Source organism: Flavobacterium sp., assembly GCF_024642105.1.
Taxonomy (GTDB): domain Bacteria; phylum Bacteroidota; class Bacteroidia; order Flavobacteriales; family Flavobacteriaceae; genus Flavobacterium.
Map to the genome: position 1 here is coordinate 1 of NZ_JAHEBT010000052.1, position 13,361 is coordinate 13,361.

At 34.4% G+C, this 13,361-nt stretch carries 12 protein-coding genes; 8 read left to right on the forward strand and 4 right to left on the reverse strand.

Annotation, left to right across the window (positions count from 1 at the left end; genetic code table 11):
- Positions 1–310: alanine--tRNA ligase-related protein (locus Q0L65_RS05565; protein WP_296684314.1), on the reverse strand; the 310-nt coding region annotated here is incomplete at its 3' end.
- A gap of 311 nt (positions 311–621) precedes the next feature.
- On the opposite strand from Q0L65_RS05565, the gene Q0L65_RS05570 reads away from it, so the two are divergent.
- The 8 genes from Q0L65_RS05570 (at position 622) to Q0L65_RS05605 (ending at position 7,938) form a co-directional block, all read left to right on the forward strand.
- Positions 622–1,599, forward strand: a complete 978-nt coding sequence (locus tag Q0L65_RS05570; protein ID WP_296684316.1) for a M23 family metallopeptidase — start codon at positions 622–624, stop codon at positions 1,597–1,599.
- Positions 1,599–1,931, forward strand: a complete 333-nt coding sequence (locus tag Q0L65_RS05575) for a MerR family transcriptional regulator (RefSeq protein ID WP_296684317.1) — start codon at positions 1,599–1,601, stop codon at positions 1,929–1,931. The genes Q0L65_RS05570 and Q0L65_RS05575 overlap by 1 nt, the downstream gene beginning before the upstream one ends.
- A 59-nt stretch (positions 1,932–1,990) precedes the next feature.
- Entirely contained in the window at positions 1,991–2,584 is a 594-nt protein-coding gene (locus tag Q0L65_RS05580) for a LemA family protein (protein WP_296684319.1), read from the forward strand.
- 19 nt (positions 2,585–2,603) lie between these two features.
- Positions 2,604–3,041: a TPM domain-containing protein gene (locus Q0L65_RS05585; protein WP_296684321.1), complete on the forward strand. Its 438-nt coding sequence runs from the start codon at positions 2,604–2,606 to the stop codon at positions 3,039–3,041.
- Positions 3,041–3,841, forward strand: coding sequence for a TPM domain-containing protein (locus Q0L65_RS05590; protein ID WP_296684322.1), 801 nt, complete (start codon positions 3,041–3,043; stop codon positions 3,839–3,841). Before Q0L65_RS05585 ends, Q0L65_RS05590 begins: the two co-directional genes overlap by 1 nt.
- Before the next feature lie 53 nt (positions 3,842–3,894).
- Complete coding sequence (locus Q0L65_RS05595; protein ID WP_296684323.1) at positions 3,895–4,308, forward strand: Rrf2 family transcriptional regulator; 414 nt, start codon at positions 3,895–3,897, stop codon at positions 4,306–4,308.
- 221 nt (positions 4,309–4,529) lie between these two features.
- The gene (locus Q0L65_RS05600) at positions 4,530–7,100 is read left to right on the forward strand and encodes a TonB-dependent receptor (protein WP_296684325.1); all 2,571 of its coding nucleotides are present in this window, start codon (positions 4,530–4,532) and stop codon (positions 7,098–7,100) included.
- Between the two features lie 103 nt (positions 7,101–7,203).
- Positions 7,204–7,938, forward strand: a complete 735-nt coding sequence (locus tag Q0L65_RS05605) for a DUF2490 domain-containing protein (protein ID WP_296684326.1) — start codon at positions 7,204–7,206, stop codon at positions 7,936–7,938.
- A 61-nt stretch (positions 7,939–7,999) separates the two neighbouring features.
- Here Q0L65_RS05605 and Q0L65_RS05610 read toward each other — a convergent pair whose 3' ends face one another.
- The 3 genes from Q0L65_RS05610 to era form a co-directional block, all read right to left on the reverse strand.
- Positions 8,000–10,765: an outer membrane beta-barrel protein gene (locus Q0L65_RS05610; RefSeq protein WP_296684328.1), complete on the reverse strand. Its 2,766-nt coding sequence runs from the start codon at positions 10,763–10,765 to the stop codon at positions 8,000–8,002.
- Positions 10,766–10,925: 160 nt separating this feature from the next.
- The gene (gene der, locus Q0L65_RS05615; protein ID WP_296684329.1) at positions 10,926–12,236 is read right to left on the reverse strand and encodes a ribosome biogenesis GTPase Der; all 1,311 of its coding nucleotides are present in this window, start codon (positions 12,234–12,236) and stop codon (positions 10,926–10,928) included.
- A 151-nt stretch (positions 12,237–12,387) separates the two neighbouring features.
- The gene (gene era / locus Q0L65_RS05620; RefSeq protein WP_229325392.1) at positions 12,388–13,269 is read right to left on the reverse strand and encodes a GTPase Era; all 882 of its coding nucleotides are present in this window, start codon (positions 13,267–13,269) and stop codon (positions 12,388–12,390) included.
- Positions 13,270–13,361: the final 92 nt, after the last annotated feature.

Consider the following 13,361-nt stretch of genomic DNA (forward strand, 5'->3'; position numbering starts at 1 on the left):
CTTTTTTGAAATAATCGCCAAAAGACCAGTTTCCTAACATTTCGAACATGGTGTGGTGGTAAGTATCAAAACCTACATCCTCTAAATCGTTATGTTTTCCTGAAACACGAAGACATTTTTGCGTATCGGCAATTCGTTGACTCTTTGGAGTTCCATTACCTAAAAAGTATTCTTTGAACTGCGCCATCCCTGAGTTATTAAACATCAGGGTAGGGTCGTCTTTTAGAACGATAGGTGCTGAAGGAACGATTAGGTGTCCTTTGCTTTGAAAAAAGTCCAAAAATTGTTTACGTACGTCTTGTGATTTCATTTTATTTATTTTAGCCACTAAGGCGCTAAGGCACAAAGTTTTTTTGATTTTTATTTATTCTATTTTATGCCCCAGATAGTAGTGGAAAGCTTCGAGTTTAAGAAATCTATTTTTTCTTGAAGTAGCAGAGCGACCAAAGGAAGCTCCTGCTGGTTTATAGAAAAAAAGATTTTAAAACGAGAACTTACAACGAATAGCTGGAAAAGGCTCATTAATTTTTTATTCTCAAAAAAGCAGCGAACCAATGAAACATTTATTAAATTTGTTCGTCTAACTTTTTTACGAAGTGCAAAAATAGGGTATTTTAAAATATGTCGAAAGTAAAATATTATTACGATTCTGAAAATCTGGCGTATCGAAAAATAAAAACAAAAAAAGCGAAGAAAATTGGCGTTGTTTTATTGTTTTTATTGGCCTCTGCCTTATTCGGTTTTTTAAGTTTTGTGGTTTTGTTGAACACTCCTTATTTTGAAACCCCAAAAGACCGTTTACAAGCGCGCGAAATTGACAATTTGAAATTGCATTATGCCATTTTAAATAAAAAAATAGACGAATTAAATGCGGTCACAGCGGCTATTGAAGATCGCGATAATAATTTATACCGTACGTATTTCAACACCACACCTATTTCTGATGAAGAAAGAAAAGCGGGTTTTAAAACCAAAAATAGGTATGCCGAATTGGAAGGTTTTGACAATTCAGAATTGGTAAAAAACACGACGCAACGCTTAGATATTTTGACGAAAGAATTGGCTGTTCAATCGCAATCTTTGGATGAAATTTTGAAATTAGCTAAAGCAAAAGACCATTTATTAAGTGCCATTCCTGCCATTCAACCTGTCAAAAATGAAAATTTAAAACGAATGGCGTCAGGTTTTGGCTATCGTTCTGATCCATTTACGAAAGCGCGAAAAATGCACGAAGGAATGGACTTTACTGCTAAAACAGGCACCCCAATTTATGCTACGGGCGATGGTGTAGTAGCTAAAGCTGACAACACGGCCTCTGGTTTTGGGAATCATATTGTGATTCGGCACGGTTATGGTTATGAAACCTTATATGCGCATTTAAGCAAATACAAAGCGCGTGCAGGACAAAGAGTGAAAAGAGGAGACATCATAGGGTATGTGGGCAGCACTGGACGATCGGAAGCGCCTCACCTACATTATGAAGTTCATAAAAATAATAAAGTCGTGAATCCGCTGAATTTTTATTACGGAAATATCTCGGCGGTGGAATATGTTGCCATTTCAAAATTGGCTAATCAAGAAAATCAATCATTAGACTAATGCACATCAATTTATCAGCAGACAAAAGGTATTACAGCATTGGCGAAGTAGCCAAAGCTTTTGGAGTAAATGCATCACTTATTCGTTTTTGGGATAGTGAATTTGACATTTTAAAACCCAAGAAAAATGCCAAAGGAAATCGAATGTTTACCCCTGAAGATGTCAAAAACCTCCAATTAATTTTTCATTTGGTCAAAGAAAGAGGCTTTACTTTAGAAGGTGCTAAAACACATTTGAAAGAAGGCCAAAAGAGAACTTTAGACAAATTTGACATCATCAATAAACTAGAAACTATTAAGGCACAGTTATTGAGTATCAAAACTGAATTGTAAATAGCAAAAATCAATTTTAAAAACAACAAATAAACAATCAACCTTAAATTAAATTAAAAATGGACTTTAAAAAATTCTTACCTTGGATTATAGCAGCTGTAGTAGTATTTGGAATCTACGGTTGGGTAAAAGGAATCAACAACACCGCAGTAACTTACGAGCAAGATATCCACGAGGCTTGGGGTAATGTACAAACTTCATATCAAAGAAGAAATGATTTGATTGGCAACTTAGTGAATACCGTAAAAGGCGCTGCTGATTTTGAAAAAAGCACTTTGACTGCTGTCATTTCAGCAAGAGCCAAAGCTACCTCAATTACTGTTGATCCAACGAACATTAGCCCAGAACAATTAGCCGCCTTCAACTCTGCACAAAGTGGTGTAAGCAGCTCTTTATCTCGATTATTAGTTTCAGTGGAAAAATATCCTGACTTGAAAGCCAATGAAAATTTCTTGAAACTTCAAGACGAATTAGCAAGTACTGAAAACCAAATCTTAACGGCTAGAACACGTTTTAATGAAGCGGTAAAACCGTATAATACACATATCAAAACGTTTCCAAATTCTATTTTTGCAGGGATGTTTGGATTTAAAGAAAAACCCTATTTTGAAGCTGCTGTTGGAGCTGATAAACCTGTAGAAGTAAAATTCTAATTCAAAACATTTACTACTTATGCAACCAGAAACTATTTTTTTAACCAAAGAAGACGAAACTGAAATTGTGGAAGCCATTCACTTGGCCGAAAAAAACACTTCTGGCGAAATACGAGTACATATAGAACAAACGACTTCCAAAGCCACTTTTGATAGGGCTTTGGAAGTTTTTTATGAATTAAAAATGAATGAAACGCAGTTGCAAAACGGCGTTTTAATATATTTGGCTGTTGCCGACAAACAATTTGTTATCTGCGGAGACAAAGGAATCAATGAGGTGGTGGCTAGTGATTTTTGGGATAGTACCAAAGAAATTATGGCGGCTCAATTCAAACAAGGTAACTTCAAACAAGGATTAATTGATGGGGTTACCAAAGCCGGCGAACAGCTAAAAACCTATTTCCCTTGGCAAGCTGACGATACTAACGAATTATCAAACGAAATCTCAAAAAGATAATGAAAGCTACACAACCTACTCTTACTTTCTTGAAATTACTCGTTTGTTTTTTTATTACACAAATTGGTTTTGCTCAATTTACCATTCCAGAAAAACCAGCGGTTCAAACTTCGGTGTATGATTATGCCCAAGTACTTAGTGCCAATGAAAAAGCGCAGTTAGAAGAAAAATTAGTTCACTATTCGGATTCTACCTCAACTCAGATTATTGTCGTTACCATTGAAAGCCTAAAAGGCGAAGACGTGAGCCAATTGGCAACCAACTGGGCACAAAATTGGGGAATTGGTCAAGCCAAAGAAGACAATGGGGTGATTATTTTATTGGCGAAAGCCGAAAAGAAAATTGCTATCAATCCGGGTTATGGCTTAGAAGACCGATTAACCGCAGGAACTGGTGGAGAAATTATTAGAAATATAATCATTCCCGAATTCAAAGCAGGAAGTTATTTCAACGGATTGGATAAAGGAACAACTGCTATCATTGATGTTTTCAAAGGAAAATACAAAGGAACTAGAAAGCATAATAAAGGAGAAAACTTCCCGATACTTCCTTTTATAGTCATCATTGTTATTGTCTTAATTCTATTCTCAAGAAATAAAAGAGGAGGCGGTAATTCAGGAGGTTCCGGTGGTTTTGGCGGAGGCCCAAGCCTATTAGACATTCTTGTATTAAGCAGCCTTGGCAGAAGTGGTGGCGGTGGATTTGGAAGTTCGTCAGGTGGTGGTTTTGATGGCGGAGGCTTCGGAGGAGGTTTTGGCGGAGGTGGATTCTCTGGAGGAGGTTCCAGTGGAAGTTGGTAATTTATTTTGATTTTTAAGCAATTCAATTATATTTGTATCAATAACCGTAGTAGATGCTTTCACATAAAACCAAATACGCACTTAAAGCTTTATTGTTTCTTGCCCAACAAGAACCAGGTTATATCGCGCGTACCATTGAAATTGCCGATACAGCAGCTATTCCTAAAAAGTTTCTAGAGCAAATTCTATTGGATTTAAAAAGAGCGCATTTGGTAGGTAGCAAGCAAGGAAAATTTGGTGGCTATTACCTAATTAAATCTTCAGACGAGATTACTCTAGCCGACATTCATCGATTATTTGACGGCGCCATTGCCTTACTTCCTTGTGCTTCCCTTAATTTTTACGAACCTTGTTCTGACTGTAAAAGTGAATCAGAATGCGCCTTACGACACGGTTTAATTGCTATTCGCGAAGAAACTTTAAAAGTCATGCAAGGCATTACTATCGCCTCATTAGTAAAAAAATAAAAAAATATATTTTAAACTCTATTAGTTTTATAGAATTAATTATATATTTGCGCTCGAAAACAAAAAATCATTTATTTATGAAAACGTATCCAATTCATTTTAGTACGATCCAAACAAGAAAACAACTTAGCCAACTCCAAAATTCATTACAGTATATGTGCTTGTGCTAGTTATAAAAAAAATAATTTTAAACTCGACTATTTACATATAATTAAAATACAATGAAATCGAATACATTAAACAATACAATTACAAGTCTTTTTATACTTCTTACCACTACTCTTTTTGCTCAAACTAATGTTGAAGGAATTGTTAAAGATAAAAATAACCAACCTTTAGAATTAGCTAATATTCTTTTAAAAGGAACCAAATACCATACTTTAACGGATGCCAATGGTAAATTTACTATTGACACTAGAGAAAAATTACCATTCACATTAATCGTACAATATGTTGGACACCAAACAGCAGAATTGCGATTTACAACATTGCCAACTAGTCCCATTGAAATCGTCTTAAAAAGCGAAAATCAATTGAATGATGTAGTCATCACTTCCAGACGTAGAATTGAAAAAGCACAAAATGTGCCTATTCCGATTTCTGTTGTTGGAGGAAGACAAGCTGAACAAGCTGGTGCTTTCAATGTGAACCGTTTAAAGGAAATTGTTCCTTCTGTTCAATTGTATTCGTCTAACCCAAGAAACACAACCATCAATATTAGAGGACTGGGTTCTACATTTGGTTTGACCAATGACGGAATTGATCCCGGAGTAGGATTTTATGTAGACGGTGTGTATTATGCACGTCCTGCTGCAACCACCCTTGATTTTGTAGATGTAGACCAAATAGAAGTTTTACGTGGCCCTCAAGGAACTCTTTTTGGAAAAAACACAACAGCAGGTGCCTTTAATGTTACTAGCCGTAAAGCTAGTTTCACATCAGGTGCTAATTTTGAAATAAGTTATGGAAATTACGGTTTCATTCAAGCTAAAGCCTCAATCACTGGAGCCTTAAGTAAAAAAATTGCCGCCAGATTGTCTTTCTCAGGCACACAACGTGACGGTTTATTAGAAAATGTAGTTACTGGAAAATCAGTTAACGATTTGAATAATCAAGGAATCAGAGGACAATTATTATTTACTCCTACCGAAAACACTGATATCACTTTGGCAATTGACTATTCTAAACAAAGACCCGATGGCTATGCTCAAGTAATTGCAGGTGCGGTTCAAACCAATAGAGCTTCTTACCGACAATTTGACAACATTATCAGTTCGTTAGGTTATAACTTACCAAGCACAAATCCATTTGATAGAAAAATTGATCATGATACTCCTTGGCGTTCTGGACAAGATTTAGGAGGAGCCTCTTTAAATATCAATAGTAAAATTGGTAATGGAAAATTAACCGCTACCTCTGCCTGGCGTTTTTGGAATTGGGATCCATCAAACGACAGAGATTTTACAGGGCTACCAGTTTTGCGTTTATCACAAGCTACTTCAAAGCACCAACAATGGTCGCAAGAAATTCGTTACGCGGGAACATTTGCTCCAAAAGTAACAGGAGTTGTAGGTGTATTTGGAATTGGACAAGATTTAAAAACAGATCCCTATCATGTTGAAGAATCAGGGGCGGCACAATGGCGTTTTTCTCAAGATTCAACAGATCCACTTTGGCAAACAGCCGGATTATTTGATGGATATGGCATCAAAACTAAATCTACATTAACTACTTTTAGCGGGGCTATCTTTGGACAAACCGATTGGGAAATTACTGATAAATTACACCTATTAACAGGCTTGCGTTATAATTACGACAAGAAAAAAATTGATTATAACAGAACTACTTACGGCGGACTTCAAACAACAAATTCAGCATTGTTAGCCTTAAAGAAGAAAGTATATTCTGATCAAGCCTTTAAAGTGGATGTAGATGATACTAATTTTTCAGGAAACATTACATTAGCTTACAAAGTCTCAGATCAAATCAACACTTTTGCCACCTTTGCTAATAGCTATAAACCAGTGGGAATCAACTTGGGCGGAATTCCTTCAGATGCCAATGGTCCAATTGTTGAGTTGGCTAAAGTAAAACCTGAAAAAGTAAATCATTACGAAATCGGTATCAAATCAACTCCTTTCAATAGTACTACAGTTAACTTAACTGTTTTTAATACGGATATTGACAACTACCAAACCTTAGTACAAAGTGAAGACCCCACCTTAAATCGTGGTTATCTTGCCAATGCCGAGAAAGTACGCGTTCGCGGAATTGAAATTGATTCAAGAATCACTGTTAACCAATACCTATCGTTCAATACTGCATTAACCTATAATGAGGGTCAATATATTAGTTTCAAAAATGCACCATTACCATTGGAAGAAACAGGTTTAAAAGTCAATGGGGTTTCTATCTATTCTAAAGATGTTTCAGGAGGAGCCTTACCAGGTATTTCTAAGTGGGCTGGTACTTTAGGAGGAGATCTATCTAAAGAAGGGCAGTTTTTTGGAAACAAAGGAAGATTCTTTTTAGCCATAGATTCCTATTCTAGATCTAGTTTTTCATCTAGCGCCACTCCGTCAAAATACTTAAACATTCAGGGGTATAGCATTTTTAATGGTCGCATCGGATTTAGAGCTTCAGAAGGATTATCTGTTTATATTTGGGGGCGTAACTTATTAGACAAAAACTATTTTGAACAATTATTACCGGCTTCGGGGAATGCAGGTCATTACGCAGGAGTATTAGGAGATCAGAGAACCTATGGAATTACTTTACGATATAATCTATAAAATCTAAATTGTACTAAAAAGAGTTACTCAATTGAGTAACTCTTTTTAGTTAAGATATGAATCAAATTAAACTATAGTCCTTTATATTTGCAAAAAATATAATATGTCTTTTAGAATTTTTGTAATTATAACCTTTGGATTTCATTTTTTTATTGTCAACGCACAAACTGAAAAAAAAATTGATAATCAGACCATCCTTTGGTCAAGATATTACAATCAATTAACTTTAAATGACAAATGGTCACTTCATTCTGAATTTGACAATCGATTATTTTTAAATCCTGTGACTGAAAATCTTTTTGTCATTCGTTCCCAAGCTCGTTACAAATTAAATTCTACTGTGGAATTAGGAACTGGATTTGCTTATTTTGCTGTAGCCACACAAGATCCTGAAAATACAAGTGATTTTTTAACTCCCGAATACCGAGGACAGCAAGATATTGTTTGGAAAAACACTATTGGCAAAATCAATTTGAGTCAACGATTCCAAGTTGAAGAACGTTTTATTCGAAATGCATCAAAAACAGAATTATTAGATGGCAGTACATTTAATTGGCGATTCCGATTTAGAATTCAAGCTGAATATGAAATATGGAAAAAAAATAATCGTTTTTTAAAAACAATTGTACACGAAGAAATTTTATTGAATGCTGGAAAATCAATTCTAAAAAACACTTTTGATCAAAATCGAATTTATTTGGCATTTCAATATGGATTAAATCAAAACATTGCTTTGGAATTAGGCTATATGAATAGTTTTCAGCAACGAGCTAGCGGGATTGATTATTTCAATAGAGACATTATCCGGTTCAGTTTCATTCATAAATTAAAATTATAAATGATTTTAAAATTTCACTACTAACTGTAAAACCTAAAACATTTTAGATCACTGTCTCATCTTACTTATCTCTTTTTCTAAACTCTTTTGGAAGTTTTTTCATAGCTGAAAAATCTTGTAGTTTATAGGTTAATGAAAACATTGCATACCTTTTTAAAATAGTATTTTCTTCATCACGAATTGTAGTCGCTGAAATTGTTCTAGAAAAACTTTGATTTTGGTTTAGCACATCATACACTTTAACTTTCGCAATCATATTTTTGTTGTAAAAACTATACGACAAACTTGTATTCCATAAGTAGAAATCTTTTTTGAATCCGCTAGCAATTCTCGAATTGTAATTGTATCCGAAATCATTTCCAAAAATCCAGTTTTTAGGAAAATAACTCGTAGTTTGTATATTTATTCTATGTACTACATTAGAACTAGCATTTGTTGTATAATTAGAATATTTTGATTCACTATAAGACAAATTATAAGAAGGGGTTACTGTTAATAGTTCTCCATATTCATAATTAAAATATACCCTTGGAGTTATTCCTAATGATTTTGCATCATATAAAACTCCATTTGTAAAGCCTTTATCTAACGAATAATTTGTATTAACACCTAATCCATATCGGAGAACATGGGATCCTAGTTTTAGAGATTGATTCCAATTTCCACCAAAAGAAGTAGTATATGTGCCTGAAATGTTATCATAAGTAGTATTTCTTTTTCGGCTCGCATCGTATACAGAAATGGATACAATTTCGCTATTATAGTAATCTGCTTTTAGGAACAACGTATAACCTGAACGTGTACGAAGATCAAAGTTTCTAAAATTAATTGTGACACTCTGTTTTGCGTTAGGCTTCAAATTGGGATTACCAATTACTGTATTTAACGGATTAGCTAAATTCTCAACTGGAAGCAATTGACTATATGAAGGCAAGGTATTTATATAATCATAACTTAATGTTATAAATTTAGATCTTTGAAACTTATACCTAATCTGAGCCCTACCAAAAGGCAAAGTATATTGATTATTCAAATCCAAAATTTTACTCATATATAAAGACCTATTATCAAATGTGATAAAAGAAACACTTGAATTTAGATTAAATGTAAACTTACTTTTTTCAAAACTGAACCCTAATTTAGGGCTAATTGAATTTTGTTTGGATTGAACAAAATTAGACAACGATGGGTTTAATGCAGTATATGATTGTGAATTAATATCAAAATCTAACGTTTTAGAATCTTTAACTTCATTCTGCCAATCAAAATCAGCACCAAAACGAATACGTAAAGAATCGGTAACAGGTTCGGTAAATTCTACCTCAGCAGAATAGGAATCAGTAGAATTTTCATTGTTGTTTTTTTGATTCCTTTCATCATTTGGTTTTCCTCCTTGGTAAAAAATAGTTTTAGATTCGGATTGTCCTTCTGAATGATTATTTGAGTTGGAGTTATTTAAGACAAAACTTAAATTACGTGATTTCTTTTGAAAAATTTTATTAAAATTCAATGTGTTTCCAAAATTTATAGCATTACTTTCTCTGTACGACTTTGAATTACTTTCGTTTAAAAGTGCTTCGTTTTCATCTTTAGATAGGCTTGATGCTGTTGAATTACTATTCGAATCAGATTGACTAACTCTAGGTGTGAAATATATTCTTGTTGTTGGATCAAGTTTATACTCCAACTCTAAATTAATCTTATGATCTGTATTTTCATCTCTTATCTTGGAATTTGATTCTGTGGAGAAATTACCCGCCGGTAAAAAATTAGTTTGCTTGGATTTACTTTGATTCCCAGTCACATTATTTGAAAATGAATAACTCCCTGTAGTATCAAAATTTTTAAACCATTCATCGGTATAGTTAACACCAACCAAATTAGATTGTGTAATTCCTTTAGAACTTCCTCCCCCTCTACTTCCTCCTCTCGTATTCGAATTTCTCCCACCTCCCATACTATCAAATACCTCATCCATAGAAAACCCTGTAGAATTTATGTTGTTAGAAGATGCTAAAAAACTTATTTTTTGTTTGTTATTGAATAGATTCATCACAAAACTACTCTCATAGTGATCATCGGTACCATACCCTGCTAAAAACTTAGAAAAGAAACCCTTATTTTTCTTTTCATCTATAGTTAGGTTAATTGTGGAATTCTCTGAACTTGTTTCTTGTTTTGATAATTCTTCTTTCTTTGTTTTAAAATCGGAGACCTGTACTTTACTGATTATTTCAGCGGGCAAATTTTTTAGAGCCATCGCACCATTTTTATCAAAAAAGGCTTTTCCATTGACCAAAAACTGAGTTACCTCTTTTCCATTTACCGTCATTTTTCCATCATTATCTATTTCAAAACCAGGTAGTTGTTTTAAAAGCAACTCTACATTGGAATCAGGTCGAACTTTAAATGACGAAGCATTAAATTCTAAAGTGTCTTTTTTGATGCGAATTGGAGGCGCTTCACTTTTAATAACCACACCTTCTAATGCAGTTGCATTTTGCAATAAATATAATTTTCCGAAGTCTTTATTTTCAAGAATTCCCTTCTGTTCTTCAACATAAGTCTGATAACCAATGTAACTCACCTTTAAAAAAACAGGTTTGTCTGTTTTTTTTGTAAGCATTTTAAAAAAACCTGTTTTATTTGTGTTCGCAAATTCTATAACCGTGGAATCTTTAACATTAGAAAGATACACTGTAGCTGATTCTAAAGGGAGCTGAGTATTAATATCTAAAACTGTTCCTGAAATAAAAGTGGTGGTATTTTGCGCATTAGAAAAATAAAAACAAAATAAAAAAATTAAGGAATAGTACAATTTAGACATTGGTTACAATTTATATAGACAAGAAAGGTAAGACACTAGAATATAGAAAAAGTTTAATACCTTCCTGCAAAAATACTCTATTTATTATTTGGCATTTTGTAATCGATTACAAATTAAATAATTATACAATAAAAAAGTCCCGATTTCTCGGGACTTTTTATTATTTCTCTCTAATATAAATATCAATTGGTACTCCTGAAAAGTCCCATTTTTCTCTGATTTTGTTTTCCAAATACCTTTTATAAGGTTCTTTTACATATTGCGGTAAGTTAGCAAAGAATACAAACTGTGGTGTTTGCGTAGGCAATTGCATACAATATTTAATTTTCACATACTTCCCTTTAGTAGCTGGCGGAGGGTAGGCTTCAATTACTTTCAACATGAATTCGTTGAATTTAGACGTTGGAATATGTTGTTGTCTATTTTCGTATACCTGAACCGTTGCCTCTAATGCTTTTAACAAACGTTGTTTGGTCAAAGCCGACACAAAAAGAATAGGCACATCCGTAAATGGCATTAGTTCTTTTCTAATTTTTTCTTCGTAATCGCGCGTAGACATGGTATCTTTTTCAACCAAATCCCATTTGTTTACCAAAATCACGACTCCTTTACGATTTTTCTCTGCCAACCAAAAAATACTTTGGTCTTGTCCTTCAAATCCGCGAGTGGCGTCAATTATTAAGATACACACATCGGCATGTTCAATCGCGCGTACCGAACGCATTACCGAATAAAATTCTAAATCTTCTTTTACTTTTGCTTTACGACGAATTCCAGCAGTGTCCACTAAATTGAACTCGAATCCAAAACGATCAAATTTAGTATCAATCGCATCACGAGTAGTTCCTGCAATATCAGTAACAATATAACGGTCTTGACCAATTAAAGCATTGATAAAACTTGATTTTCCTGCATTAGGACGACCTACAACCGCAAAACGTGGCAAGGTTATTTCTTCTTCCGTTGGTTCTGGTTTTTCAGGAAAAGCATCGATTAATGCGTCTAACAAATCCCCTGTTCCACTTCCCGAAATACTGGCAAAAGTGAAATAATCGCCTAAGCCAAGGTTATAAAATTCTACCGCATCTTTTTCGCGCATCGCATTATCGACCTTGTTTACGGCTAATAATACTGGTTTAGTCACTTTTCGAAGCAATTTAGCTACAGCATCATCCATAGGCGTAATCCCTTCTTCAACATCTACTACAAAAATGATCACGTCAGCTTCATCGATGGCTAATTCTACTTGTTTGCGAATTTCTCCTTCAAAAATATCATCCGAACCACGAACATATCCTCCAGTATCAATAACAGAAAACTCTTTTCCATTCCATTCACTTTTTCCATAATTTCGGTCACGGGTTACCCCTGAAACTGAATCTACGATAGCTTCTCTTCTTTGGATTAATCGGTTAAAAAGAGTCGATTTTCCTACGTTAGGTCTTCCTACTATGGCTACTATGTTGTTCATAATCTAATTTGAAATATTTTGCAAAGGTACACTATTATTTTGTAAGCTACTACCGTGCTGCGTGAAGGATAGTAGTAAAAATCCTTTGTTGCCAGTCTTTGGCAACAAAGATTGAAACGGATAGCCTGACCCTTGTGGTCACGCCAAAAAATTATTGATTGTACCCAAATCGTTTTAGCATATTGGCATTGCTTCGCCAATTTTTATTGACTTTCACATACAATTCGATATGAATTTGTTTGCCAAAGAACTTCTCTAAATCAGCACGGGAATCCATTCCTACTTTTTTCAAAGCAGCTCCTTTGTGACCAATGATAATTCCTTTTTGGGTATCGCGTTCCACCATAATCAAAGAACGAATGCGAATGATATTCTCATCTTCAAAAAATTCTTCGGTCACGATTTCAACCGCATACGGGATTTCTTTACTGTAATTCAATAAGATTTTCTCACGAATGGTTTCGTTCACAAAGAAACGTTCCGGTTTATCCGTCAATTGGTCTTTTGGGTAATAGGCTGGCGATTCTGGAAGCAATTCGATAATGCGACCAAAAACTTCAGGCACATTGAAATTTTGCAAAGCCGAAATAGGGAAAATTTCTGCATTGGGTACTTTCGCCGTCCAAAAAGCGACTTGCTCTTCCAATTGTTCTTGATTCGAATTGTCGATTTTGTTCAACAACAACAAAACCGGAATTTTGGCGTGGATGATTTTATTAAAAAAGGCATCGTCTTTCAATTCTTGTTCGCCAATTTCGACCATGTAAATCAAAATATCAGCATCTTCAAAGGCCGACTTTACAAAGTTCATCATCGATTCCTGCATCTCATAAGCAGGCTTGATAATTCCAGGTGTGTCTGACAAAACCAATTGAAAATCTTCTCCGTTCACAATTCCTAAAATTCTGTGGCGCGTTGTTTGCGCTTTGGAAGTGATAATAGACAATCTTTCGCCAACGAAAGCGTTCATTAAAGTGGATTTTCCTACGTTTGGATTTCCAATGATGTTTACAAAACCTGCTTTGTGTGCCATTTACTGCGTTTTAATTTTTTGCAAAGGTAGTTATATCAAGCTAATAGAAGAAATAAAAGATTTTTTAATTTTTTTTGTTGCAATAGTCGAAT

Excerpts from the sequence above, each read along its gene's own strand:
- Q0L65_RS05570 (WP_296684316.1), top strand. The coding sequence starts at position 622 with ATGTCGAAAGTAAAATATTATTACGATTCTGAAAATCTGGCGTATCGA.
- Q0L65_RS05575 (WP_296684317.1), top strand. The coding sequence starts at position 1,599 with ATGCACATCAATTTATCAGCAGACAAAAGGTATTACAGCATTGGCGAA.
- Q0L65_RS05580 (WP_296684319.1), top strand. The coding sequence starts at position 1,991 with ATGGACTTTAAAAAATTCTTACCTTGGATTATAGCAGCTGTAGTAGTA.
- Q0L65_RS05585 (WP_296684321.1), top strand. The coding sequence starts at position 2,604 with ATGCAACCAGAAACTATTTTTTTAACCAAAGAAGACGAAACTGAAATT.
- Q0L65_RS05590 (WP_296684322.1), top strand. The coding sequence starts at position 3,041 with ATGAAAGCTACACAACCTACTCTTACTTTCTTGAAATTACTCGTTTGT.
- Q0L65_RS05595 (WP_296684323.1), top strand. The coding sequence starts at position 3,895 with ATGCTTTCACATAAAACCAAATACGCACTTAAAGCTTTATTGTTTCTT.
- Q0L65_RS05600 (WP_296684325.1), top strand. The coding sequence starts at position 4,530 with ATGAAATCGAATACATTAAACAATACAATTACAAGTCTTTTTATACTT.
- Q0L65_RS05605 (WP_296684326.1), top strand. The coding sequence starts at position 7,204 with ATGTCTTTTAGAATTTTTGTAATTATAACCTTTGGATTTCATTTTTTT.
- Q0L65_RS05610 (WP_296684328.1), bottom strand. The coding sequence starts at position 10,765 with ATGTCTAAATTGTACTATTCCTTAATTTTTTTATTTTGTTTTTATTTT.
- der (WP_296684329.1), bottom strand. The coding sequence starts at position 12,236 with ATGAACAACATAGTAGCCATAGTAGGAAGACCTAACGTAGGAAAATCG.
- era (WP_229325392.1), bottom strand. The coding sequence starts at position 13,269 with ATGGCACACAAAGCAGGTTTTGTAAACATCATTGGAAATCCAAACGTA.